The organism is Bradyrhizobium sp. UFLA05-125, assembly GCF_059803515.1.
Genome location: NZ_JBANBJ010000011.1, coordinates 18,345 through 42,137, shown reverse-complemented (window position 1 = coordinate 42,137; position 23,793 = coordinate 18,345). Strand labels below are relative to the sequence as shown.

Annotated in this window: 21 protein-coding genes; 10 read left to right on the top strand and 11 right to left on the bottom strand. The window is 63.6% G+C overall.

The annotated features are described in order from the left end of the window. Positions 1 to 430: 430 nt before the first annotated feature. Entirely contained in the window at positions 431 to 1,651 is a 1,221-nt protein-coding gene (locus tag SO156_RS13445) for a CoA transferase (protein WP_498535096.1), read from the top strand. A gap of 135 nt (positions 1,652 to 1,786) precedes the next feature. On the opposite strand, the gene SO156_RS13440 is transcribed toward SO156_RS13445, so the two are convergent. Together SO156_RS13440 and SO156_RS13435 are read right to left on the bottom strand one after the other, a co-directional pair. Beyond that, complete coding sequence (locus SO156_RS13440; protein ID WP_498535095.1) at positions 1,787 to 2,638, bottom strand: intradiol ring-cleavage dioxygenase; 852 nt, start codon at positions 2,636 to 2,638, stop codon at positions 1,787 to 1,789. 79 nt (positions 2,639 to 2,717) lie between these two features. Then, the gene (locus tag SO156_RS13435) at positions 2,718 to 3,662 is read right to left on the bottom strand and encodes a DMT family transporter (RefSeq protein WP_498535094.1); all 945 of its coding nucleotides are present in this window, start codon (positions 3,660 to 3,662) and stop codon (positions 2,718 to 2,720) included. Between the two features lie 132 nt (positions 3,663 to 3,794). Between SO156_RS13435 and SO156_RS13430 the strand changes: the two genes are divergently transcribed. After that, on the top strand, positions 3,795 to 4,385 hold the full coding sequence (locus SO156_RS13430; RefSeq protein ID WP_498535093.1) for a bifunctional transcriptional activator/DNA repair enzyme AdaA: 591 nt from the start codon (positions 3,795 to 3,797) through the stop codon (positions 4,383 to 4,385). A 31-nt stretch (positions 4,386 to 4,416) separates the two neighbouring features. Here SO156_RS13430 and map read toward each other — a convergent pair whose 3' ends face one another. Both map and SO156_RS13420 read right to left on the bottom strand, forming a co-directional pair. Then, a complete protein-coding gene (gene map / locus SO156_RS13425) occupies positions 4,417 to 5,235 on the bottom strand; it encodes a type I methionyl aminopeptidase (RefSeq protein ID WP_458147986.1) in 819 nt (272 codons plus the stop codon). Positions 5,236 to 5,339: 104 nt separating this feature from the next. After that, on the bottom strand, positions 5,340 to 6,650 hold the full coding sequence (locus SO156_RS13420; RefSeq protein ID WP_458147985.1) for a mechanosensitive ion channel family protein: 1,311 nt from the start codon (positions 6,648 to 6,650) through the stop codon (positions 5,340 to 5,342). Positions 6,651 to 7,088: 438 nt separating this feature from the next. Between SO156_RS13420 and SO156_RS13415 the strand changes: the two genes are divergently transcribed. Beyond that, a complete protein-coding gene (locus tag SO156_RS13415; RefSeq protein ID WP_458147984.1) occupies positions 7,089 to 8,882 on the top strand; it encodes a potassium/proton antiporter in 1,794 nt (597 codons plus the stop codon). A gap of 300 nt (positions 8,883 to 9,182) precedes the next feature. Then, the gene (locus SO156_RS13410) at positions 9,183 to 9,443 is read left to right on the top strand and encodes a PepSY domain-containing protein (RefSeq protein ID WP_498535092.1); all 261 of its coding nucleotides are present in this window, start codon (positions 9,183 to 9,185) and stop codon (positions 9,441 to 9,443) included. A gap of 234 nt (positions 9,444 to 9,677) precedes the next feature. Here the strand turns inward: SO156_RS13410 and modC are convergent, their stop codons facing one another. From modC to mepA, 5 genes are all read right to left on the bottom strand, one after another. Then, positions 9,678 to 10,340 (bottom strand): molybdenum ABC transporter ATP-binding protein, encoded by a 663-nt coding sequence (modC, locus tag SO156_RS13405; protein ID WP_498535091.1) that lies wholly within the window; start codon positions 10,338 to 10,340, stop codon positions 9,678 to 9,680. 2 nt (positions 10,341 to 10,342) lie between these two features. Next, positions 10,343 to 11,038, bottom strand: a complete 696-nt coding sequence (modB, locus tag SO156_RS13400; protein WP_458147981.1) for a molybdate ABC transporter permease subunit — start codon at positions 11,036 to 11,038, stop codon at positions 10,343 to 10,345. 27 nt (positions 11,039 to 11,065) lie between these two features. Continuing rightward, positions 11,066 to 11,851, bottom strand: coding sequence for a molybdate ABC transporter substrate-binding protein (modA, locus tag SO156_RS13395; protein WP_458147980.1), 786 nt, complete (start codon positions 11,849 to 11,851; stop codon positions 11,066 to 11,068). Positions 11,852 to 12,043: 192 nt separating this feature from the next. Then, entirely contained in the window at positions 12,044 to 12,550 is a 507-nt protein-coding gene (locus SO156_RS13390) for a hypothetical protein (RefSeq protein WP_458147979.1), read from the bottom strand. A 342-nt stretch (positions 12,551 to 12,892) separates the two neighbouring features. Next, positions 12,893 to 13,837, bottom strand: coding sequence for a penicillin-insensitive murein endopeptidase (gene mepA / locus SO156_RS13385; protein ID WP_498535090.1), 945 nt, complete (start codon positions 13,835 to 13,837; stop codon positions 12,893 to 12,895). Between the two features lie 103 nt (positions 13,838 to 13,940). On the opposite strand from mepA, the gene SO156_RS13380 reads away from it, so the two are divergent. The 4 genes from SO156_RS13380 (at position 13,941) to SO156_RS13365 (ending at position 19,240) form a co-directional block, all read left to right on the top strand. Further along, positions 13,941 to 15,686 carry a tetratricopeptide repeat protein gene (locus SO156_RS13380; protein ID WP_498535089.1) on the top strand — a complete coding sequence of 582 codons (1,746 nt, stop codon included), beginning with the start codon at positions 13,941 to 13,943 and terminating at the stop codon, positions 15,684 to 15,686. Beyond that, the gene (locus SO156_RS13375) at positions 15,683 to 15,862 is read left to right on the top strand and encodes a hypothetical protein (protein ID WP_498535088.1); all 180 of its coding nucleotides are present in this window, start codon (positions 15,683 to 15,685) and stop codon (positions 15,860 to 15,862) included. Before SO156_RS13380 ends, SO156_RS13375 begins: the two co-directional genes overlap by 4 nt. A gap of 462 nt (positions 15,863 to 16,324) precedes the next feature. After that, a complete protein-coding gene (locus SO156_RS13370) occupies positions 16,325 to 18,454 on the top strand; it encodes a sensor domain-containing protein (RefSeq protein WP_498535087.1) in 2,130 nt (709 codons plus the stop codon). A 60-nt stretch (positions 18,455 to 18,514) separates the two neighbouring features. Further along, positions 18,515 to 19,240, top strand: a complete 726-nt coding sequence (locus tag SO156_RS13365) for an RDD family protein (RefSeq protein ID WP_498535086.1) — start codon at positions 18,515 to 18,517, stop codon at positions 19,238 to 19,240. An 18-nt stretch (positions 19,241 to 19,258) separates the two neighbouring features. On the opposite strand, the gene SO156_RS13360 is transcribed toward SO156_RS13365, so the two are convergent. Continuing rightward, entirely contained in the window at positions 19,259 to 20,410 is a 1,152-nt protein-coding gene (locus tag SO156_RS13360) for an acyl-CoA dehydrogenase family protein (protein ID WP_458147974.1), read from the bottom strand. Between the two features lie 282 nt (positions 20,411 to 20,692). On the opposite strand from SO156_RS13360, the gene oxlT reads away from it, so the two are divergent. Beyond that, positions 20,693 to 22,030: an oxalate/formate MFS antiporter gene (gene oxlT, locus SO156_RS13355; protein WP_498535168.1), complete on the top strand. Its 1,338-nt coding sequence runs from the start codon at positions 20,693 to 20,695 to the stop codon at positions 22,028 to 22,030. A 319-nt stretch (positions 22,031 to 22,349) separates the two neighbouring features. Continuing rightward, on the top strand, positions 22,350 to 22,907 hold the full coding sequence (locus SO156_RS13350; protein WP_498535085.1) for a cytochrome P460 family protein: 558 nt from the start codon (positions 22,350 to 22,352) through the stop codon (positions 22,905 to 22,907). A gap of 133 nt (positions 22,908 to 23,040) precedes the next feature. Here the strand turns inward: SO156_RS13350 and SO156_RS13345 are convergent, their stop codons facing one another. Then, a complete protein-coding gene (locus tag SO156_RS13345; RefSeq protein WP_498535084.1) occupies positions 23,041 to 23,769 on the bottom strand; it encodes a helix-turn-helix transcriptional regulator in 729 nt (242 codons plus the stop codon). Between the last annotated feature and the right edge of the window lie 24 nt (positions 23,770 to 23,793).

Genomic DNA, 23,793 nt, shown 5'->3' with positions numbered 1-23,793 from the left:
GGTCAAATAGTTGAATGACGATCATCATGGAGCGAGGCCAGCCAAGGCGCTGCGGGACAGGGCAACTGCGACAGCAAAGAGGATACCCACAATCCTCCAACCGAAAAGGAACTTGCAAATGAATATCGCGACGACCATCCAGGCGGCAGAAGAGCTCAAGCCGGATCTGCTCACCGAGACCATTGTATCGAAGCTCGCCAAGCCGGCGACCAGCTCCGATTTCGACCTTCACGGCTCAGTCAATGACGTCCTGAAGGACGTTGGATTATCGGCCGCAGACAGCGGCGGCAAACTCACTTTCTACGGCCGCGACCCGATCATTCCGAGCCCGTTTCGGTTTGGCACGATCGCTGCGATCGCCCTTGCTGCCAAAGCGACGGCCGCCGCGGCGGTTTGGCAATCCCGCACGGGCGAAGGACAGGACATTGCGGTGGATGTCCGCAAGGCGCTCAAGCGTTTCTCGGGCTTTTTCGACCTGAAGTGGGAAACCATCAATGGACGTCCCCCTGCAATGGGCGAAGATCCGCTCAACCCGTTCTTCGCAATCCCGCTGTTTCGCGAAACGAAGGACGGGCGCCACATCGTGGCCCTGAACATCTATCCCAAGCTGAACGCCCGCGCGCTCGATCTGCTCAAGTGCAGCGTAAGCAGTGAAGCCGTGCAACAGGCCATTCGCGGGTGGCGGGCGGATGATCTGGAGAACGCCGGCGCAGAGACCGGGACCGTCTTTGCGAAGGTGCGCAGCTTCGAGGAATTCCGGAAGGAGCCCCAGTACACAGACGTGCTTTCCCGAATGCCGCTGATCAGCGTTGAGAAGATCGGCGATTCCGAACCGATCCCCTTCACGAAGGATGGAAAGAGCCCGCTTGATGGCATTCGCGCCTTCGGAATGGGGCATGTGATCGCCGGAGCTGCCATAGGCAGAGATCTCGCCCAATACGGCGCCGATGTCCTCAACATCTGGCGGCCCGGCGACAGCGAGATCGAGGCCTTTGCGTGGGACGTGCAAGTCGGGATGCGTCAAACCATACTGGATCGATCCAAGGAAGACCGCGCGAAATTCGATGAGCTGCTGAAGGATGCCGACATCTTCTTTGCCAACAAGCGCCCTGGCTATCTTGAGCGCCATGGCCTCGATGCCGAAACGCTCGCCGCGCAGAAGCCTGGTCTGATTCATGCCCAGGTCCTGCTCCACGGCAACAAGGGCCCATGGAAGGATCGTCCCGGCTTCGATGAAATCGGTGCAGCTGTTACGGGCCTGTTCGCCATCGAAGGCACGCTCGCACAACCCAAATCGCCGCCCATCATCCCCATCGTCGATAATGTCGTGGGCTGGCTCGGCACAGTCGGTGTCCTCGCGGCGCTGCGCCGACGAGCCGTCGAAGGCGGCAGCTACCGGGTCACTGTTTCCCTGACGCGAACCGTGCTGTGGCTGTTTTCACTTGGCATCTTCGACAAGGCGTACGCCAAGGCGACTGCCGGATCGTCCGACGAGCACGCGAACGTTCCTCCGGATCTGTTCACGGCGGAGACGCCGCTGGGAACCTATCAGGGGATGACCGACCAGGTGGTCTTGTCGAAGACACCCGGCTCCTTCCGGACGGTGCTTGTGCCGCGCGGCTCAAGCAAGCCCGAATGGCTGGAGCGTTGAGACCATTGCGGTCCCGCGAAGCGGGAAATGCATCGGGGTCTCCCATGAAGGACGTGCTGAACGTGGTCACGTTCGTCATGGGAGCCCTGTGCCTCGCGGTGTTCGTAATCGCCGAGAAGCCAGATGCGCTCAGATTCAGCGGCCTTGCTTCAGTCCCGGCACCAGCGCGGCAAGCCGGTCCTTGATCTGACGGCTGAACATCGGCCCGCCCGCGGGCGGCGGTCCCGGCGGAGGTCCGCCGCGCGAACCGGGTGGCGGCGGTGGCGGGCCGGCGCGCCCGACCGTCGCGTCAACGCGGCGGTCGACGCCGAGCATCAAGCTCGCCACGTAACGGTCTCGCTCCTCCTTCACTGCGCAGAAGGCGCGATGCTCGGGGTCGGAGCGCTCGATCACCATGTCGTTGGCGTTGATGATCGTGCGTTGCCGCGCGCGGTCCTTGTAGGCGGGAACGTTGGTGTAGATGAACTCGTTCAGCGCATCGGGCAGGTAGGTCTGTCCGGTCAGCACGTTCTTCTCGTCGAGGAAAACCTTGAAATGGATATGCGTGGTGCGGCCGTCATACCAGCCGGGATAGATCGTGTTGAACGTGACCCAGCCGGCGTAGTCAGTCGCTTGAGTGCCGCGCAAGAACGTTTGGCCGGTCGCGTCGTTGTGGCTATCGCTCTGGCCCGGAAACGCCGAATAGAGGCCCCTTGCGTCGCAGTGCCAGATGTCGACCCTCGCGCCCCTGATCGCCGTGCAGGGCCCGGCCTCGATCACACGCAGCCGCAGCGTGAGGGGAATGCCTTGCTTACCCTCGGTGATGTCCGTGCGCAGGAGCTTTGGATCGGCGTAGAACGGCCCTTCCTCTGCCTGCGGCGTCAGGATGCAGGTGGGCTCATCCGAGGCCGCGGCGGGCTCGGACGCCGCCTGAGCGGGGGTTTGCAGCAGGCCGGCGGCACTGGCCGATACAAATCCGAGAAAGCCGCGGCGCGTCGACGTGCTCACCAAATCTCTCCTGTTGCTCTGGCGACAGATCGTCATCGGCGAACGGAATGGCAAGATCAGGCTTTGAAGATGGCGATAATCAGCCCGGAGGTTTCTTAGCGTTTCGCGCCGGCAGGGGCACCGTGACGGCAACCACGCCGGCGAGAATGAGCGCCATTCCGGCAACAATGGACCAGGTAAAGCGCTCGCCGAGCCATGCGGTGCCAAGCGCCACCGCGAAGCCTGCGCGCAGGTAACTTCCGCTGGTCGTGCCGAGCGGGCCGATTGTGTGGATCAGGTGGAAATAGATCACCATCGCCAAGGCCGCGCAGACGACCGCGAGCACGATCACCGCGACGATCGCCTGCGCCGGTGGCGGCGCCAGCGTCCAGGGTCGTTCAAGGATGGCGGCCGCGGGCAGCATCAGGATCGCGGCGCAGCTCATGGCCCCGGCTGCCGCGACGATTGCGGGAAGGTTCGAGAACCGCTGGCCCCATAGCGGCGCGAGCGCGTAGCAGAGGCTCGCGCCGAGCACGGCCATCTGGGCCAGCGGCGCCGCGGTGCCGAACCCGGACAGCGCATCGATGCCCATCGTCACGGTGACGCCCGCAAGGCCGAGACCGACGCCGATGATCTTCTGGCCGCTGATCGCCTGTCGCCCGCGCCCCGTCATCAGTGCGATCGCCAGCACGAACATCGGCGGGGTCGCATTGAGCACGCCGGCAAGGCCGCTCGCGATATGCATCTCGCCCCAACTGATCAGGGTGAAGGGAGCTGCGCTTTGCAGCAGCCCTTGCACGACGAAAGCCGCCCACACCGATCCCTGGCTGGGAAGGGCGTGCCCCTGCGCGCGAGCGATCAGGACCAGAAGGATGGCCGCGATCGTCACGCGCGCGGCAACCATCGTGAATGGCGGAATCCCGGGGATCGCGACCTTGATCAGCGTGAACGAGCTGCCCCAGATCAGGGAGAGAAGCAGCAGGAGCCCGATCTCGAACGCGAGTGTGGTCTGTCCTGACGTTGTTTGTTGCGCCTGCGTGTTCATGCGGTCTGCTCCGGGATCTGTCGGCACCATGATCCCGAAGCCGCAGTGCAGGCTGGCTGAATTTGGACCTCATCGCCCGATCGAGTCCGATTTCAGCTACTCGGCGAGCTCTGTCGAAACTATGATTGCACCATGGCGAAGACGTTGGCGCAGCGGCAAACGCTGCCACCTCATCTCGACTGGGAGACCTGCGATCGGGCACGGCTGGCGCGCGCCCGCGCCTTCGACGGCCTGTTCTTTTCCGGCGTTCGTTCGACGCGCATCTACTGCCGGCCGATCTGCCCGGTTCGTCCGGCGCGCTCCAAGAACGTCACCTTCTATGCGACCGCCGCCGCCGCCGAGCGGGCCGGCTTTCGTCCGTGCCTGCGCTGCCGGCCGGAAACGGCGCCCGGCTCGCCGGCCTGGATGGGAACCGCCACCACCGTTGCGCGCGGGATGCGCCTGATCAATGACGGCTTTCTCGATGGGGCGTCGATGACGCAGCTTGCGGAAGCCCTTGGCGTCGGGCCGCGCCATCTTCTGCGCCTGTTCATGCGTCATGCCGGCGCGAGCCCAAGCGAGATTGCAGCAACGCGCCGCGTGCAGGAAGCCAAGCGCCTGATCGATCAGACCGACATGAATTTGGCAGAGATTGCGTTTGCGGCCGGCTTCGGCAGCGTTCGGCGCTTCAACGATGCTTTTGCGGCGACGTACAAGCGGCCGCCGTCGTCATTCCGCCGGTGATAGGTGGCGCGATGGAAGCGGTCGCGACAGGTCAGCCGATCTGCTTCTCGCCGTGCCGCTCGGACAGCGTGAAAATCTCGACACCGGTGGCGGTGACGCCAACGGAGTGCTCGAACTGCGCCGACAGCGAGCGGTCGCGGGTCACTGCAGTCCAGCCGTCGGAGAGGATCTTCACATGCGGCTTGCCGAGATTGATCATCGGCTCGATGGTGAAGAACATGCCGGGCTTGAGCTGCACGCCTTCGCCGGGCCGGCCGATATGGATGATGTTCGGCTCGTCGTGGAACATGCGGCCGAGACCATGGCCGCAGAAATCGCGCACCACGCTCATGCCCTGTGGCTCGACGAAGCTCTGGATGGCGTGGCCGATGTCGCCGGTGGTGGCGCCGGGCTTTACGGCAGCGATGCCGCGCATCATCGCCTCATAGGTCACTTCGATCAGCCGCTCGGCCTTGCGCGCGATCGGGCCGATCGCATACATCCGGCTGGAGTCGCCATACCAGCCGTCGACGATGAAGGTGACGTCGATGTTGACGATGTCGCCTTCCTTCAGCGGCCGGTCCCCGGGCATGCCGTGGCAGACCACGTGATTGAGCGAGGTGCAGGTCGAGTAGCGATAGCCGCGATACATCAGCGTCGCCGGATAGGCGCCATGGCTGAAGGCGAACTCGCGGACGAACTCGTCGATGCGCGAGGTTGGGACGCCCGGGCCGACGATGTCGGTGAGCTCATCGAGACACTTGGCCACCAGCGCGCCTGCCTTGCGCATGCCGGCGAACGCATTCGCGCCATGCAGCTTGATCTGTCCGGTTTTGCGCAAGGAAGTGTCGGTGGCTTCGACGTAGCTCATGAAAGGTATTCTTTTCGGCGGAAGCGTTTGATTTCTGGTCCTAATTTAATGATCGCTGGCCTTCATGCAAGCCAAGCTTGGCGGCCTCGCGGCCAAAAGCGGGCTCAACTCGGGACTTCTACGGTGGTTTCGACCGGCAGCGCGCCGCCGCGGACCCGGATTTCCCGCACAGGGTAAGGAACCCGGATGCCCTCGCGCTTGAAGGCGTCCCACAGCGCCAGCATCACGTCGCTCTTGACGTTGTCCATGCCGTCGGGGTCCGCGATCCAGAAGGTCAGCGAGAACTTCATCCCGGCCTCCGCGAATTCGGTCAGGATGCAGTTCGGTGGCTTGCCCTTTTGCGCGCGCGGATGGGCGGTAGCGGTTTCGGCGGCGAGCTTGCAGACGAGCCGCGGATCGGCGTCGTAATTGGTGCCGAAAGCGATCTTCACCAGCGTGTTTTTGTCGGTGTAGGTCCAGTTGACGACCTTCTGCGTCACCAGATCCTCGTTCGGCACCAGGAATTCGCGGCCGTCGCCGGCGGCAACTGAAATATAGCGGGTCTTCATCGCGCTGATGCGGCCGGTATTGTCACCGATGGTGACGAGGTCGCCTGGCTTCACCGACTTGTCCGCGAGCAGGATGATGCCGGAGATGAAGTTCGCGACGATCTTCTGAAGGCCGATACCGATACCGACGCCGACTGCGCCCGAGAATACCGCGAGCGCCGACAGGTTGATGCCGACGGCGTCGAGCGCGATGATGATCGCTACCGACAACAGCCCGATGCGGATGATCTTGATCAGCAGCACCTGCACGGACGGCGTCAGGTCGGCCGTTGAGTTGATCCGGCTCTCGGCGAAATTGCTGGCGATGTTCGTGAGCCAGAGCGCGATGATCAGGAGCGCGCCGGCCTTGATCAACAAAAGCGGCGTCAGTCGCAATCCACCGAGCACGATCCCGAAGGAATCGAGCAGATCGACCGTCGCGTCCAACTGGCCGATGATGGAAAGGGCCGCGACGAACCACGCCGCGACCGACACCAGCTTGACGATGAAGGCGTTGCGCAACACCGAGGTCACAAGCCGTATCACGAGCCAGGCGAGGCCGAGCTTTGCAGCGACCATCAGGAGATAGCTGCGGCTCGGCCAGGTCGAGTGGTACATCACGAAGCGCTCGACGATGACCAGGAAGGTGAAGACCGCCGTCGAGGTGCTGCCGACCAGCACGCGAATGAAGTGGCGCAGCGGCAGCGGCCAGCGCATCGCGAGCGACGTCATGTCGATGCGGTTGCGGATGGCGGCCTCGGAGGCCCAGGCGATGCCGGCCGCTCCCAGCACCAGGCCGAATTGCAGGTAGAACCAGGGCGAGGTGATCTCGGCGCCGACGCTGCGCGCCGTCGTCTGCAAGAACTCCATGAGGTCTTTGAGGTCCATGTCTCTTTGAGGTCTGTGTCTATCGCGCGGGTTCGTTGGAGGCAGATCGAGAGGATTTGATTCGAGGCAGCGGCAGAATCCCACAAAGGGCGCGGCCGGACCATCGATATACCGGCAGGTCACATGAGTTAAGGCCGCAAAATTAAGGGCAGATTGCCGCGAGTGGCAGAAATGGGTTGGCGGGCAAGTGTGGCGACGATAAGGATGCAGTGCAGGATGATTTCTGGCTTTCACTTCGCCCCGCTTGCGGGGAGAGGTCGGATCGCATCGCAAGATGCGATCCGGGTGAGGGGGAGCTTCCGCGAGTCCATCCGTCACCGTCCTTGCGGAGACTCCCCCTCACCCCACCCTCTCCCCGCGAGCGGGGCGAGGGAGTGCGAGGCCGGTGGCTCCTCAACCTGAATCTCGTCAGCTTTTTGGAGTGACCAGCAGCACCACATGGCGTCCCTCGACTCGGTCAGCATCGCGATCCTGCTCGGCGCCGTTTTGGTGATGGCGGGCATCCTGTCGAGCTTGCTCGCGTTGCGCTTCGGGGCGCCCCTGCTGCTGGTCTTCCTTGGTATCGGCATGCTGGCCGGCGATTCCGGCCCCGGGCAGCTCCAGTTCAACGACGTGCGGACGACCTATCTGGTCGGCTCGGTGGCGCTGGCCCTGATCCTGTTCGACGGCGGCCTGCGCACGCGCTTCCAGAGCATCCGCACGGTGTTGGCCCCGTCCGTGGTGCTCGCGACCGTCGGCGTACTGCTGACCGCGCTGATCACCGCGCCGTTCGCAAAATACGCGCTCGATCTCAACTGGACAGAGTCGCTGCTGGTCGGCGCCGTCGTCGCTTCGACCGATGCTGCTGCGGTGTTCCTGCTGGTGCATACGCAGGGCCTGCGCCTGCGTCCGCGGGTCGGCGCGACGCTGGAGGCGGAATCCGGCACCAACGATCCCTTCGCGATCTTCCTCACCCTCATGCTGGTCGAATACATCTCGCTGGGGTCGAGCTCGCCGGGCCACGTCTTCATGGAGTTCATCCAAGAGGCCGTTCTGGGCGCGATCGTCGGCGTGATCGGCGGGCGGCTGGTGGTGATCGCGCTCAATCAGGTGGCGCTGCCGCAGGGCCTGCATGCGCCGTTCGTGACGACGGCGGCGCTCGTCATCTTCGGCGGCTCGCAGATCATGCACGCCTCGGGGTTCCTCGCGGTCTATCTCGCCGGCATCATCATCGGCAACCGGCCGACCCGTGCACATAATTCCGTGGTGACGTTCCTGGACGCCGCGACCTGGCTCGCACAGATCGTGATGTTCGTGCTGCTCGGCCTGCTCGTCTCGCCGCAGCGGCTCGGCTCCAGCGCCGTGCCCGCGATCGGCGTTGCGCTCGTCCTGATGCTGATTGCGCGGCCGCTCGCGGTGTTCCTGTGCCTTGCACCGTTCCGCTTCAACTGGCGGGAAAAGGTCTTCATCGCCTGGACGGGCTTACGCGGTGCGGTCGCGATCTTCCTGGCGTCGATCCCGATGCTGGTCGGGCTGTCAAAAGCCTATCTCTATTTCGACGTCGCCTTCGTGGTCGTCATCATCTCGCTGCTGTTGCAAGGCTGGACGCTGGCGCCGGCGGCGCGCAAGCTGCATGTCGCGCTGCCGCGCAGCGAACGCGGCCCGCGCCGTGTGGAATTGGACCTGCCCGGGCAGCTGGAGCAGCAGCTCGTCGGCTATGCCGTGCGGCCCAAGAGCCTGTATTTCCGCCGCGGCCTGATCCCGTCCTGGTCGAAGCCGACGCTCGTCATCCGCAACGAGAACATTTTGACGCCCATGGAAGCCGACCCGATCGCGCCCGGCGACTACATCTACCTGCTGGCGCCACCGGAAAAGGCCGAGTCGCTCGACCGTTTCTTCGTCGACATGCAGCCGAGCACCGCGCCCGACCCGCATCTGCTTGGCGACTTCATGGTCTCCGGCGAGCATACGCTGGCTGAGCTCGCCGAGATTTACGGCGTCAAGGTGAGCGAGGACGAGGGCAAGCTGACACTCGCCGATTATTTCGACGTCCATCTCGACCGGGCGCCAAAGGAAGGCGCCGAGCTCGCGCTCGACGAGATCGTGCTGGTCGCCCGCAGCATCTCCGGCGGCCGCGTCAATGTGGTCGGCCTGCGCCTGCCGGAGGACGAGGACAAGCCCGAGCCGCAGACGCGGATGAAGGCGCTGCGCCGCAAGCTCGCGGATCTGTGGATTTCGGTGGCAGGGATTTAGCGCCTATCGGCGCGTGATGCCGACGTGCTTCTCCGGTGTCGTCCTGGCGAAAGCCAGGACCCATAACCACCGTCGGGAGTTTTTGCGAAGACTGAGGGTTACCATCTCCCGCTACGACTTCTCCCTTGGTTAATGGGTCCTGGCTTTCGCCAGGACGACGATGAAGAGCGTGATGGCGTGCGGAACCGGCACCAATTCGCCGCGACTTGCCGAACATTCGCGCACCGCATCGTGATCGGAACACGGAACGCTCGCCGGTGCCCCTTGTTAGCCGCGTGGCAACTTAACAGGAGTGGTTCCATGCGGAAGTTCATCATCCCGATCGTCACGGTCCTTGCGCTTGGCGCGTCGGCGCCTGCCTTGGCCTTTGATTCCGGCGACCAGGTCTCGATGGAGGCCGCGCTCGGCATCGCGACCAACCTTGGCATCAGGACCGTCTCGAACACCGAGTTCCTCGGCGACGAATGGCAAATCCAGGGCCGCGACCGTACCGGTCGCTGGATGGAGGTCTATGTCGACGCCAACACCGGCAACGTGCGCAACGTGGAGCGTGGATGGTAGGCAAGTCGCGATCTCGAGATGACGCGATGAAGTCGCGTCCCTCTCAACTGTCGTCCCGGGGCGCGCGAAGCGCGAGCCCGGGACCCATAACCACAGGATCAGGTTTGGCGATGGCTCGGGGTCGCAACCTTCGTTAGCTGCAAAATCCTGTGGTTATGGGTCCCCGCCTGCGCGGGGACGACAGTGGAGAGTGTTGCGCCAGTGTGTGCGTCTAGCCAGCACAGCTTTTCCCCCTCACGTCAGGACCTTCACCCCGCCGAACGACGTCACGCGGCCCTGGCGCAGCATCACGATTTGCGTGGCGAGCTGGCGCAGCTCGGCTGCGTCGTGGCTGACATAGACCATGGGCACGTTGGCCTCGTCGCGCAGCCGCACGAGGTAGGGCAGGATCTCGAGCTTGCGGCCTTCGTCCAGTGCGCCAAGTGGCTCATCCAGCAGCAGCAGCCGCGGCTTGGATAACAGCGCGCGGCCGAGCGCGACGCGCTGGCGCTCGCCACCGGAGAGTTTTCCGGGACGCCGGTCGAGCAGGGCTCCGATGTCGAGCAGATCGACGATGCGTGCCTGTTGCGCAGGATCATGCGCGAGGTGGTTCATCCGCCGGCCATAGTCGAGGTTCTGCGCGACGTTCAGATGCGGAAACAGCCGCGCATCCTGGAAGACATAGCCGATGCGCCGGCGATAGGCCGGCACGTGGATTCCGGCCGCGGTGTCGTCGACCTTCTCACCATCGATGACGATGGTGCCGCGATCGGGCCGCAACAGGCCCGCGATCATGTTGACCAGCGTGGTCTTGCCGGAGCCCGAGGCGCCGAACAGGCCGGTGACGCGGCCTTCGCTGGCGAAGGATGCTTGAAGCGAGAACTCACCGAGCTGTTTCTCGACGTCGACGCGCAGCATGGTCAGTTCCCGTGCAGCCGTGCGGTCGCCCGCCGCGCGAACCATTCGGCCCCGATCAGCGCACCGAGCGCGAGCACGATCGAGATGATCACGAGCCGGCCGGCTGCCGCATCGCCATCCGGCGTCTGGATCAGCGAATAGATGGCCGACGAGATCGTCTGCGTCTCGCCGGGAATGTTGGAGACGAAGGTGATAGTGGCGCCGAACTCGCCGATCGCCTTGGCAAAGCCGAGTACCATGCCGGCAAGGACACCAGGCAAAGCAAGAGGCAGCGTCACCGTGAAGAAGACTTTCCAGGGCGCGGCACCCAGCGTCTCCGAGGCCTGCTCGAGCCTGCGGTCGACCGCCTCGATCGAGAGCCGGATCGGTCGCACCAGCAGCGGAAACGACATCACGCCGCAGGCGAGCGCGGCGCCGGTCCAGCGAAACGCGAAGACGATGCCGAGATAATCCGCAAGGAAGCCGCCGATGAGGCCGCGCCGGCCGAACGTCAGCAGCAGCAGATAGCCGGTGACGACCGGCGGCAGCACCAGGGGCAGATGCACCAGCGCGTCGAGCAGCGATTTGCCCCAGAAGTCACGCCGCGCGAGCAGCCACGCCAGCGCGATGCCGAACGGCGTCGCGACCAGCGTTGCGATGACCGCGACCCTCAGCGAAAGCAGGATCGCGGTCCATTCGGCCGATGTGATCGCGGACATCAAGTCGCAAGCATCAAGTTGCAGGCATTAAGTTGTGGGGCTGATCAGGAACTTGAAGCCGTACTTCTCGAGGATGGTCTTGGCCGTCGTCGAGCGCAGGAAGGCGAGATAGTCAGAGGTTTCGCCCTTCGCGGTCGTGGTCGCCGCGACCGGATAGATGATCGCGGGATGCGAGTCGGCCGGGAAGGTGCCGACGATCTTGACGCCGGGCTCGACCTTGGCGTCGGTCGAATAGACGATACCAAGTGCGGCCTCACCACGCGCCACCAGCGTCAACGCGGCACGCACGCTCTCGGCCATGGCGAATTTCGGTTCGGCGGCCTGCCATGCACCGAGCTTCTCCAGCGCGGCCTTGGCGTATTTGCCGACCGGCACCGACTTCACGTCGCCGGTCGCGATCTTGCCGTCGCCGGCGAGCTTGGCGAGGTCAAAACCCTGGGCGATCGTGACGTTGTCGATTTTGGAATCCTTCGGCGCGATCAGCACGATGCTGTTGCCGAGCAGGTTGACGCGGGTGGGCTCGTTGATGGTTTTTTTGGAGATCGCGTAGTCCATCCAGTCGGTATCGGCGGAGACGAACACGTCGGCCGGCGCGCCCTGCTCGATCTGTTTTGCCAAAACCGAGCTCGCGGCATAGCTCACCGAAAACTTGACGCCGGTCTTGGCGGTATAGGCCGCGTCGACCTCGTCGAGCGCGTTCTTCATCGAGGCGGCGGCAAAGACGGTGATCGTCTTGTCCTCGGCGACGGCAGGCGAGAGGCTCGCACCCGCGAGGATGACGAAGGCGGTGAAAAGTCCGGCAAAACGAAACATGGATAGCGCTCCGTGCGAGGTCGCGCGCAAAAACGCACGCGCAGATCTGGCGTGAAATGGGTTGGGGTGCGATGGACGGAAGCGCTGTTCCGCTAATCCCCGCAACGGCTTACGGCCGGCAGGGATATCGCACCGCAAACATAGCAGGCTGGGGCTTACGGTAAAGGCGACCGTTTGTCTAACGGATGACGCCTATTCCGCGGGCAGGATCGCGATCGAGACCGAATTCTCCTTCGCGCCGCTGACCTGGAGCAGGAAAGGCTTGGCCGAAAGCTCGTATTTCATGGTCTTGCGGATGCCGTCACAGTCGGTCGCGCCGCTGAAGGCCACGGGCTTGAGGAAATGCCCGTCCTGAACCACGTCGACCCAGGCGCCTGCCGACAGGCTGATGGTGTAGATGCCGGCCTTGGGCGCGGTCTTGAAGCTCGCAAAGCCGGCAAAGGTGCCGTCCTTCGGCGCCCGTTCAGGCGGGGAGGGCAGCTTGGCATCCGCCGGCGCCACGAGGCCCAGCGTGATGGCCGATGACGGCACGGCCGCCTGCTCGCTGCCTGAGGCGAGCTTGGCGCGGTCCGGCGCGGTGAGCGCGGCGCGCTCGTGCTCGATCGGCCATTTGAACTTGTCGCAGCCGCTCGGCTCTTCGGCAGCCAAGGCGGAGGTCGCGCCGAGCGCGAGTGCGGCGAGGAAAGCGAGGATGCGCATGTCAAATCTCATCGTTGGCCGCGCGAAAGACGCGGGGGCGTGCAGTCGGATGTATTGAAGAACGGGACGCGCATCCCGGCATGCCGCCTGCTTACGGCACGGCAGCAGACCGATCTTAGCGCATTCGGGGGGATAGGGACCAGTATTGAGTCGTCATCCCGGACAAGCGTAGCGAGGCGGAGCGCAGATCCGGGATCCCCGCGCGAGCGCGCTTGCGCTGGAGAAGTTTGGCGAAGACTCGTGGTTGCCAACTCGCGCCACACTGCTCCCTGGGGGTATGGGTCCCGGGCTCGCTTCGGGGACGACACCGGTGGATTTGGCGGCAGCGTGCTCGCGAACCTGCTACGGCTTCGCGTCCGGTGCGCGCAGCACGGCTTTGCAGGCGGCGGGCATTTGCGCCAGCGTCATCGGCGGCTTCGGCTTGGGCGGCTCCGGCGGTGCCTTCGGATGCAGCACGCCGTCGCTGAACCAGTAAGCGAGATCGGACGGCTTGCAGCCTTCGTCCTCGGATTGCGACGGCTGGCCCTTGCACTCGCCGGCGCCGGGCGGACAGCGCATGCGGATGTGGAAGTGATAGTCGTGGCCCCACCACGGTCGGATTTTTGACAGCCAGGCGCGGTCGCCCTTGGCCTCGCGGCAGAGCGCCTTCTTGATCGCGGGATTGACGAAGATGCGCTGCACCGCCGGCTCCTGCGCCGCGTCGCGCAGCACCAGCACGTGGCCAGGGGTGAACACTTTCGGATCGATGTCGAGCCGGTCCTCGCGCACCATCATCACCGCGGACATCTCCTCGCGCTCCTCGCGCGAGAGGCGATGGTCCGGCATCGGCGTCAGCCAGATGTCGGCATCCAGACCGATCTGGTGGCTGGCATGGCCCGACAGCGCAGGTCCGCCGCGCGGCTGGCCGATGTCGCCGACCAAAATGCCGGGCCAGCCGGCGTCCTTGTGCGCCTTGGCCGCGAGGCGCTTGATCAGCGCGATCATGTCGGGGTGGCCCCAGTTGCGATTGCGCGACAGCCGCATCACCTGCCAGTTGTCGCCGTTGAGCGGCATCTGCGCCGCGCCGCCGATGCAACCCTTGACGTAGGAGCCGATGACATGCGTCGGCCCCGTCGAAGGCAGCAGTTTGCGCGCGAACAGCTCCTTGGCGCCGATCTTGGGGTCGTTGGGATTGGCGAGCGGCGGCAGCGGTTTTGGGTTAACGCTGCCCTTGTCCTGGGCCAGCGCGCTGCCGGCGTTCAGGAGGATAAGCAGAAGCAGAGGGGGGGCGAGGCGGCAGGGACTCATGCTACGCCTCTTATACACCAATGAGACCTCGGGGTTAACGTGAACCGGAACAACAAAAACTGATACAAACTCGGGGATACCAGAGGTCACCCAAGGACATTGCATGAGCCCCGCGGATTGGAGATTCTGGAGCGCGCTCTTTGCCGCAACGATGTTCTTAAGTTACTCAGCCGACGCCGCTGGCGAGTGTGACAGTCCGCAAGACCCCGAGGCTGCGATCATTGACTGTACGCAGGGCATCAATTCGGGGCAATGGAAAGGCTCTCATCTGGCGGCCTTCTACACCAATCGAGCTGCCGCCTATCACGCCAAGGGTGACAACGACCGCGCCATGGCCGACTTGAATAAGGCGATCCAGCTCGATCCCAAATTGGCCATGGCCCTCAACAATCGCGGCGCGGCCTATAACGAGCAGGGCGACAACGACCGTGCCATCGCCGATTACGATGCGGCGATCCGCATCGATCCCAAATTCGCCATGGCCTTCCAAAATCGAGGTAACGCCTACCACGCCAAGGGCGACCTCGACCGCGCCATCGCCGACTACAATGAGGCGATCCGGCTCGATTCCAAATTCGCCACGGCCTTCCAAAATCGAGGTAGCGCCTACCACGACAGGGGCGACAACGACCGCGCTATCGCCGACTACAGCGAGGCAATCCGGCTCGATCCCAAGCACGGCAAGGCCTTTGTCGGTCGAGGTATTGCCTTCAGCGACGAGGACGACACCGACCGGGCCATCGCCGACTTCAACGAGGCGATTCGTCTTGATCCCAAATCCGCCATGGCCTTCCAAAATCGAGGGAGCGCCTACCACGACAAGGGTGATAACGACCGCGCCATTGCCGACTACAGCGAGGCGATCCGGCTCGATCCCAAGTACGTCAAGGCGTTCGTCAATCGAGGTAACGCCTTCAACGACAAGGGTGACAACGACCGCGCCATCGCCGACTATAGTGAGGCGATCCGTATCGATCCCAAATCCGCCATGGCCTTCCAAAATCGAGGGAGCGCCTACCACGACAAGGGTGATAACGACCGCGCCGTCGCCGACTACAACGAGGCGATCCGGCTCAATCCCAAGTACGTCAAGGCCTTCGTCGGTCTAGGGATGACGTTTCGCGCCAAGGGCGACAACGACCGCGCCATCACCGATTACAGCGAGGCGATACGGCTCGATCCCAAACGCGTCGGCGCCTTCCTCGGTCGCGGTAACGCCTTCAGCCACAAGGGCGACAATGACCGCGCCATCGCGGACTATAGTGAGGCGATCCGGCTCGACCCCAAAGAGGCCAACGCCTTCATCCTTCGAGGCATCGCTTACCACGCCAAGCGTGATGACGTCCGCGCTATGGCCGACTACAATGAGGCCATCCGGCTCGATCCGGGATCCTATCTCGCCTACCTTGTCCGGGGGCGTTCATATTTCTTTGCCGGCTCAGCCGAAAAGGCGCTGGCCGATCTTAGCCGGGCAAGTGCGAACGCGCCGGAGGATGCCTATTCGGCGTTGTGGCTCGATATCGTCAGTCGGCGGAACAATCTCCCGAGCCGTCTGGCGCAAGCCAGCTCCAAGGTCGACATGACTGTCTGGCCGGCGCCGGTCATCAGATTGTTCATGGACCAGATGACGCCTGCTGCTGTCCTTGCTGCCATCGACGATCCGGACGCCGCCAAGAAGAAGGACAAAGTCTGCGAGGTCAATTTCTACAGTGGAGAGCTTGCGCTGACGAAGGGGGTGAAGGATGAAGCAACCCGCTTTTTTCGTGTGGTGGCCAGCGATTGCCCGCAGGACTCCGACGAACGGGACGCCGCCATTGCCGAACTGAAGGCGCTTGGCGCGGTCCCGTGAGCAGGTTTCGCTCGACCTCTCGATTGCAAACGCCGCCGCCGGACGATCCGCCAGCCGTTGCTGCCGCGGGCTGCAAGATGTCGGATCATCTCGAGACCGGCAAGTTCGACGTGCCGGCAGTTTTGTCCGACCACAACGCGAAAGCTGTTGTGCCCAAGTCGCCGGGTGCTGATTAGGATTCACCTCGAAAAATTCAGCCCCGACGGGGCTGACGGCGGCCTCTCTTAACGCCGCAATAACCCTAAGCTGGATTGATCAAAATTCGTGCGATGACGTCAGGGATCGCCATGCCCTGTATAAAAACCGACAAAATTCGGAATCGATTCATAGGGGCGCGCGTTTTTGCGTCATCCTTCCTTCCGGTAGCGACTACCGCATTCGTCTATCGCGACGCGCAAGGCTCAGCCGCTCTTCAATCCGGCACGAAAGTACAATTCGCGAGGGGACGCCGCGCGGCGCGCCCGGCGGGCGGCGCGCCCAGGATTACTTTTTTTTCAGACACTTGTCGGACAACTTGCGACCGCTAGGCGCGAGTGCGACGAGTGAAGTTCAGTTTGGGATCTCGAAAAGCAAGAAAGCGAAAGCGGTCGGCGCTCACCTGGGCAGCCGGACGATCGCGCGAGCCCGCGACCAAGCGCGTGAAGCCTCATGCTGCGCCGGTCGAGACAGATGCGCTCGTGCAGAGCCGTGCGGAAGCCGAAGCTGCGATCGCGGATGCGCGCAAATCGCATGAACGGCTGCGCCAGGCCATCGACCTCCTGCCGCAAGGCATCGTGTTTCTCGACCCCGAGGGCCGCTACGTTCTCTGGAACAAGAAATATTCCGAGATCTACAGCAAGACCGCCGACCTGTTCGCGCAAGGCGCGCGGCTGGAGGATACCCTGCGCATCGGCGTTGCGCGCGGCGACTATCCGGAAGCCACCGGTCATGAAGAGGAATGGATCACCGAGCGGCTTCAAAAGCTCCGTCAGCCCGGCGCGCGTCACGAGCAGAAGCTGGCCGACGGCCGCGTCATCCTGATCGACGAGCGCCTGACCGATGACGGCGGTGTCGTCGGTCTCCGCGTCGACATCACCGAGCTGAAGCAGCGCGAGGCCTCGTTCCGCCTGCTGTTCGACAGCAACCCCGTGCCGATGATCGTCTGCGCGCTGGACGACGAGCGCATCCTCGCCGTCAACGACGCCGCGGTCGCGCATTACGGCCACAGTCGCACCGAATTCGAGAAGTTGACGATCCGCTCGCTGCAGGCCTTCGACAGCGAGCTGCCCTGGACAGGCGGCCGCAGCAGCGAGGAGCAGGCCGCGCGGACCTGGAAGCATGTGAAGGCCGACGGCGCGCTGATTGATCTGGCGATCTATTCGCGCGAACTGACCTACGCCGATCGGCCAGCGGTGCTGCTGGCACTCATGGACATCACCGAACGCAAGCGCGCCGAGGCGCGCCTTGCCTTCATGGCACAGCACGACGGGCTGACCGGGCTGCCGAACCGCAATCTGCTGCGTCAGCAGATGGAAGAGGTGCTGCTGCATACGCGCCGCAGCGCCGAGAAGGTTGCGGTGCTGATGCTGGGCCTCGACAATTTCAAGGCGGTCAACGACACGCTCGGCCACGCGATCGGCGACAAGCTGCTGCGCGCCGTCGCCAAGCGCCTGCGCTCCACCCTGCGCGATGAAGATGCGCTGGCGCGGCTCAATTCGGACGAATTCGTCGTCGTCCAGGGCGGCCTGTCCCGGCCGGAGGATGCGGTGGGGCTGGCAAAACGCCTGCTGGGGGCCATCGCCGATCCCTATCTGCTCGACGGCCATTCCGTGGTGATCGGCGCCTCCATCGGCATCGCCATGGCGCCCGGCGACGGCGATGAGTCCGAGAAGTTGCTCAAGAGCGCCGACATGGCGCTGTCGCGCGCGAAGCTAGATGCACGCGGGACGTTCGCGTTCTTCGAGGCGGCACTGCATGCGAGGGCGCAGAGCCGCCGCAAGATCGAGGTCGAGCTGCGCGATGCGATCCAGAACGACGTGCTACGGCCATTCTATCAGCCGCTGATCGACCTTTCGAGCGGTCGCATCACCGGCTTCGAGGCGCTGGTGCGCTGGCCGCACGCCGAGCGCGGCATGGTCTCGCCGGCCGAGTTCATTCCGGTTGCCGAGGACACCGGACTGATCAACCCGCTCGGCGGCTTGATGCTGCGCCGGGCCTGCGTGGATGCCGCGACCTGGCCGGACGACGTCCGCGTCGCCGTCAATCTGTCGCCGCTGCAATTTCGCAGCGGCAATCTGCTCTCGATCGTCACCGAGGCGCTGAAGCATTCCGGCCTGCCGCCGCTTCGGCTCGAGCTCGAGATCACCGAGACGCTGCTGCTGGAGAAGAGCGCCCAGGTGCTCGCGACGCTGCACGCCTTGCGCGCGCTCGGCGTGCGGATCTCCATGGACGATTTCGGCACCGGCTATTCCAGCCTCAGCTACTTGCGCAGCTTCCCCTTCGACAAGATCAAGATCGATCAGTCGTTCGTGCGCGACCTCGGCGCCAACCGCGAATCGCAGGCGATCATCCGCTCGATCGTCAGTCTCGGCAAAGGCTTAGGAGTCACCATCACCGCCGAGGGTGTCGAGACCGAGGCCGAGCTGAGCTGCCTGCGCGCCGAGGGCTGCCACGAAGGGCAGGGTTTCCTGTTCTCCAGGGCCCGTCCCAATGCCGAGATCGTCAGCCTGCTCGCGGCGCAGCGCGGCGTCGACGCAGCCGGCGAGGAGAACGCCGCGCTGGTGGCCTGATTGAACCTCTGCGCGAGTCCCGGCGTCTGATGATCGAATCGGATGACGGGATCGGCGCTCATGAGCATCACTACCCCAGCCACGACGGACGGCCCGCGCTATGCGCGATTCTCGCGGCGGCTGAAGGCTATCCTGCTCGACTGGATGCTGGCGATGGCCCTGCTGTTCGGCGCCGTGGCGCTGGCGAGCAATCTGCAAAGCGACACGGTGGCGCGCGTTCTTGGCATCGCGGTCGTGCTGATCCTGGTGTTCTACGAGCCGGTGCTGGTCTCGCGCACGGGCGGCACGCTCGGGCACTACTGGACCAACCTGCGCATCGTCGATGATGGCGGCGGCAATCTGAGCTTCAGAAAGGCGTTCGCGCGCTTCGCCGTCAAGAGTTTGCTGAGCTGGTATTCCTTCCTGACCATGATGGCCACGCGCCGTAACCAGGCGGTTCACGATCTCCTGACGCACTCCACCGTCCAGATCCGCGATCTCACCAAGGCGACGTCATCGCAATTCATCACCGAGCGCCGCGAGCTCGATGACGCGGCAATGCCGTCACGCCTGCGCCGCACCCTGGTGACGATGGCCTATCTCGCGCTCGGCGTTTTCGTTTATGTGATGGCGTTTGGCGCCCTGCTGGAACGGGGCTTGCTTTCGAGCGCCTGCCTCGATCGCGACGTCTGCTCGGGCGGCGACCGTATCGTCGGCTTAGCCGTCGGCGCAGTGCTGCTCCTGATGCTCGCCCTGGTCATCGGCCTCGGTTGGCGCGGCCTGCTCCCCGGCGCGCGCAGGGCTTAGAAGGGCCGGATCACAGGCTCAGCCCGCCGACAGGATTGCCCTGCCGACATCCTCATAATGCGTGTCGCGCGCCTGGATTTGCTGGGCGATCGCGTGCATGTCGCGAAAGCGCCGCTCGAAGGGATTGCTGCGGAACACCGCGGAGGCGCCTGCCATGTGATAGGCGGCATCGACCACCTTGGCGGACTGTTGGATGGTCCAGGTTGATGCCAGCCGTACGGCCATGCGATGCGGCTCCCTGAATTCGCCGGTTGCGGTCAGCTCGCGCCACATTGCGCCCGCCGTCGCATAGAGATACGCGCGCGCCGCACGCAAGTCGCCTTCGGTGCGGCCGATCAGGCCTTGCACGGCGGCGCTGTCGCGCATCGCCTTCATCGCGAGCGACTGATGTTTGCCACGCGCCAGCGCGATCGCCGCATCCAGCGCGGCCCGCGCAACACCAAGCGACACTGCGGCAAAGCCGAGGCTGTAGGTCGAGCCGGTGCCGAGCTTGTAGAGCGGCCCCGTTTCGCGTAGTGCGGAGGGCACATCACGAAACGCGGTGAAGCGCTCGGGGATGAGGAGATCGTTGACCTCATAGGAATCGGTCCCGGTGCCGGCGAGGCCGATCGCGTGCCAGACGTCGTGCAGCGTCGCGCTTGCGACCGGAAACAGGATGGTGCGCACCTCCGGCGAGCCATCGGCATTTCTGCGTGGCGCCCCGTCGGTGCCGACGATGCGCACATGCGCGCCCAGCCAGCTCGCCTGCCGCGAGCCGGAGGCAAAATCCCAGCGCGCCGTGACGCGGTAGCCGCCCTCGACCGCGTGCGCCTCGTGCGCAACCGCACCCCAGGCGAGGACGCCGGGCGGCGTGTTGAAGATGTCGTGCGCGGTGCCATGGTCGAGCGACGCTGCGATCATGGCACAGACGCTGCACTGGCCGAGACACCAGGCAACCGACGCGTCGGCCTTCGCGACCTCCTCCAGCATCTGCATGAAAACTTCGGGCGCGGCTTCAGTGCCGCCGAGGCTCTGCGGCAGCAGCGCGCGGTAAAGCCCGTTCTCGATCAGTGCGTCGACGACGGGCGGCGTCAGCCGCCGTGTCCGCTCGATCTCGTCCGCCTCGCGCGCGATCAGCGGCGCAATCAAGCGCGCCCGTTCGACCAGGCCAACCCCGGGAGTGACGTTCATTCGCGTTTCCTCGCCCATTCTGGTGTGAGCGGTCAGAAGCGCGATCGTGGTCTATCCAGCGCGGAGGATCAAGGTGATGTTCCCGTCAGGGTTCCGGCCGATCCCTGAATTTTTTGTCGAACCAGTGCGGGAGCAGCGTGCGGTCACCTCCTCCAAAACGTGCACGCGGGAAGATCTTTTGCGGCAGCCCGCCTCGCTTCATCCTTCCGTCTAATGGCGATCCCAGAGAAGCTGCGCAACACTTGGAGGGTCAGGGGGTGAAGGAGCGCCCCCATGACTGCGATGTCAGATACCGACCGGCCTGCGGAGCAGGCCTCCGAAGCGACCCGTTGGACTCAATTGATTGTCGGCATCATCTGCATGGTGATGATCGCCAACCTCCAATACGGGTGGACGCTTTTCACCATCCCCATCAGCCAAAAGCACGGCTGGAACCTGGCCTCGATCCAGGTGGCGTTCACGCTTTTTGTGCTGTTTGAAACCTGGCTCGTGCCATTCGAGGGCTACCTCGTCGATCGTTTCGGGCCGCGGATTATTGTCTTTGTAGGTGGGTGTCTTACCGGACTCGCCTGGATCATCAATTCCTCCGCGGATTCGCTGACGATGCTGTACAGTGCCCAGATCATCGGCGGTGTGGGCACGGGCGCCGTTTACGGCACCTGCATTGGCAATGCACTCAAATGGTTTCCCGACCGTCGTGGCTTCGCGGCCGGACTAACGGCCGCAGGCTTCGGCATTGGTTCGGCTCTCACGATCATTCCCATTCAAAAGATGATCTCGACCCATGGATACGAGGGCACATTCTTCACTTTCGGCATAGTTCAGGGCCTGGTCGTCGTGGTGCTGTCGTTGTTCCTGTTCGCACCGCGCCATGGACAAACTCCGCAAGTCTCGACCAGCAGGTTCGTCCAGCAAAGTCTTATTCAATACAAGCCGCTACAGGTCCTCAAAGAGCCGACGTTCTGGGTCATGTATGTGATGTTTGCGCTGATGGCGGCGGGCGGGTTGATGGCAACGGCGCAACTCAAGCCCATCGCCAAGGACTTCCATCTCGACACCGTGCCGGTCACGCTCATTGGCATCACTCTGCCTGCGTTGACATTCGCGTTGACGATCGATCGCGTTCTCAACGGACTGACGCGACCCTTCTTTGGCTGGGTTTCCGATTTCCTCGGGCGCGAAAACACCATGTTCATCGCCTTCCTGCTGGAGGGCATCGGCATTTGGGCTCTGTACGTTTATGGGCAGAACCCCCTGGGGTTTGTGCTTCTGAGCGGAGTCGTGTTCTTCGCCTGGGGTGAGATTTACAGCCTCTTTCCAACCACCTGCACCGATTGCTTTGGTGCGGCGTACGCCACCACAAATGCGGGCTTGCTCTACACGGCGAAAGGAACGGCCTCATTGCTGGTGCCGCTCGCCAACGTGCTGGTGATGGAGACCGGAGGCTGGAAAGGCGCCTTCATCATTGCCGCGCTGTTCAATGTTATTGCCGCCCTGATGGCCATCTTCGTTCTCAAGCCGATGCGGCAGGAGTTGGTGGCGCGCCGGAGCGACGAGGCCGCGTGGGTCGCCGGGGCGCAGCCGGAGCATATTCCGCATGCATCACGTCAATCCGGTTGATGCGGTGGTTCTTCTCGACTTGCGGGAGAAGGCGGACTGAGCCTCCATCGCCCGACGCCAACGGCTTAATCGGTACACGGCCCGCTCAAACCGGCTCTTTCCGGCCGGTCAGCCCGAACACGATCAACACGAAGCTGATGCCGCCGACGGCGCCCGCAAGCGGCGCTTTCGCCCCGTTTCGTAATGCGCAAATCCATGCTGTACTCACGTTCCCGGTGAGCAATGGTCGGCGCTGTTCGGAGAGGGAAACGCGACGACGCAATTTCCAACGGAGTGATCGATCGTCATCGTCCGCTAAACCAACGAAGGAGATGCGACAATGAAAAAACTCACGCTGAGTGGTCTCGGTACTTCGGCGTCGATCGTCGTTTTCACGGTTGGTGCCGCGATTTCCGCGCAGGACAAGTACACGGTGCAAGTACCAAATGGGCTCGCGTTCTCCGAGTTTAGAGGATACGAAGATTGGCCAGTGATCGCGATCAGCGAGAACGGCGGCGCGATCGCCGTGATCGTGGGGAATCAGGCAATGATCGATGCTTACAGGGCAGGCGTGCCCGGCAATGGCAAGCCTTTCCCGGACGGTGCCAAGATGGCGAAGATTCACTGGATCCCAAAAAAGCAAGAAACATACCCTGGTCAGCCAACGGTGCCGGGCACCCAGCATGACGTTGATTTCATGGTGAAGGATAGCAAGAGGTTCGCGGATAGTGGCGGATGGGGATGGGGCGCGTTCGACTACGACGCGGCGTCCGATACCTTTAGCCCCTCCACAGAGGCGAGCACTCCGCCGCAGGAACATGACGCGAAGTGCGGGTTCGCGTGCCACACGGTGGTGCAGAGCCGCGATTACGTTTTCACGGAATACGGCAAGAGGTGATTGTTGGGATTGCTCCAGCCCGATTGGTCCGAACCGGTGCTCGTTCCGGATTGAGGCCGAAGCCTGAGGCACGGGCTGCTTATGGGGACGCGGCCCGGTCATTGGCTCGGGCCGCATTTACGCTAGAACGCTGCTACGGCCGGATGATCCTGTCGCGCATCGCAATCATCACGGCCTGCGTGCGGGTTACCGCACCCAACTTCTTGCAACAGTTCTTGATGTGCTCCTTCACCGTCCGCTCGGTTATATTCATTGTCTCTGCAATCTGATCGCTCGTCCGGCCGATGGCCGCCAGCGTCAGCACCTCGCGCTCGCGCTCCGATAGGATGATGTGCGGCAAATCGGGCGTGCCGCGCAACCTCAGCACCCGATCAAACGCGTACAGCGCCATGAAGTGCAGCGCAGGCAGTTCATGCTCTGGCAACTCGACCTCGTGGCCGCCGAACCATACCTGGCCCAACCGGCCAGCGGGTGAGGCAACCGGGACCACGTAGCCATCCTGCAGGCCCCAATCCCGCGCCCGCTGCACCATCTCGACAGTCCTCAATTCAAGCCGCGCGTCATAAGGGGCTTCCTTGACCCATCGAAAGGGTCGAGTCGCCGTCCTGGAATGTCGGACAGCAGGATCGGCATGAACGTAATCGTTGTCGATATAGTGCTTCACCCAACCGTCCGGGAACTCGTCACCAAGGATAATGTCTTCGGTGCGTTCGTTTGCTCTGAGGGTGACGAAGCTGAAGCAGAAATACTCGATGCCGTGCTGCCTGAGCGCTTCGCGCAATGCATCCATGATGCCTGCAGTCGCGGGAATCTGCTGCAGCTCATCGACGAACTCAAATGCACGACTGCGAATGTTCTCCACTGGCTCTCTCTCGGTTGAGTGGCA

Coding starts and splice junctions, on each gene's coding strand:
- map (WP_458147986.1), bottom strand. CDS start 5,235: ATGAGCTACGTCGAAGCCACCGACACTTCCTTGCGCAAAACCGGACAG.
- oxlT (WP_498535168.1), top strand. CDS start 20,693: ATGTCAGATACCGACCGGCCTGCGGAGCAGGCCTCCGAAGCGACCCGT.
- SO156_RS13365 (WP_498535086.1), top strand. CDS start 18,515: ATGAGCATCACTACCCCAGCCACGACGGACGGCCCGCGCTATGCGCGA.
- mepA (WP_498535090.1), bottom strand. CDS start 13,837: ATGAGTCCCTGCCGCCTCGCCCCCCCTCTGCTTCTGCTTATCCTCCTG.
- SO156_RS13420 (WP_458147985.1), bottom strand. CDS start 6,650: ATGGACCTCAAAGACCTCATGGAGTTCTTGCAGACGACGGCGCGCAGC.
- SO156_RS13410 (WP_498535092.1), top strand. CDS start 9,183: ATGCGGAAGTTCATCATCCCGATCGTCACGGTCCTTGCGCTTGGCGCG.
- SO156_RS13430 (WP_498535093.1), top strand. CDS start 3,795: ATGGCGAAGACGTTGGCGCAGCGGCAAACGCTGCCACCTCATCTCGAC.
- SO156_RS13390 (WP_458147979.1), bottom strand. CDS start 12,550: ATGCGCATCCTCGCTTTCCTCGCCGCACTCGCGCTCGGCGCGACCTCC.
- SO156_RS13380 (WP_498535089.1), top strand. CDS start 13,941: ATGAGCCCCGCGGATTGGAGATTCTGGAGCGCGCTCTTTGCCGCAACG.
- modC (WP_498535091.1), bottom strand. CDS start 10,340: ATGCTGCGCGTCGACGTCGAGAAACAGCTCGGTGAGTTCTCGCTTCAA.
- SO156_RS13360 (WP_458147974.1), bottom strand. CDS start 20,410: ATGAACGTCACTCCCGGGGTTGGCCTGGTCGAACGGGCGCGCTTGATT.
- SO156_RS13350 (WP_498535085.1), top strand. CDS start 22,350: ATGAAAAAACTCACGCTGAGTGGTCTCGGTACTTCGGCGTCGATCGTC.
- modB (WP_458147981.1), bottom strand. CDS start 11,038: ATGTCCGCGATCACATCGGCCGAATGGACCGCGATCCTGCTTTCGCTG.
- modA (WP_458147980.1), bottom strand. CDS start 11,851: ATGTTTCGTTTTGCCGGACTTTTCACCGCCTTCGTCATCCTCGCGGGT.
- SO156_RS13415 (WP_458147984.1), top strand. CDS start 7,089: ATGGCGTCCCTCGACTCGGTCAGCATCGCGATCCTGCTCGGCGCCGTT.
- SO156_RS13435 (WP_498535094.1), bottom strand. CDS start 3,662: ATGAACACGCAGGCGCAACAAACAACGTCAGGACAGACCACACTCGCG.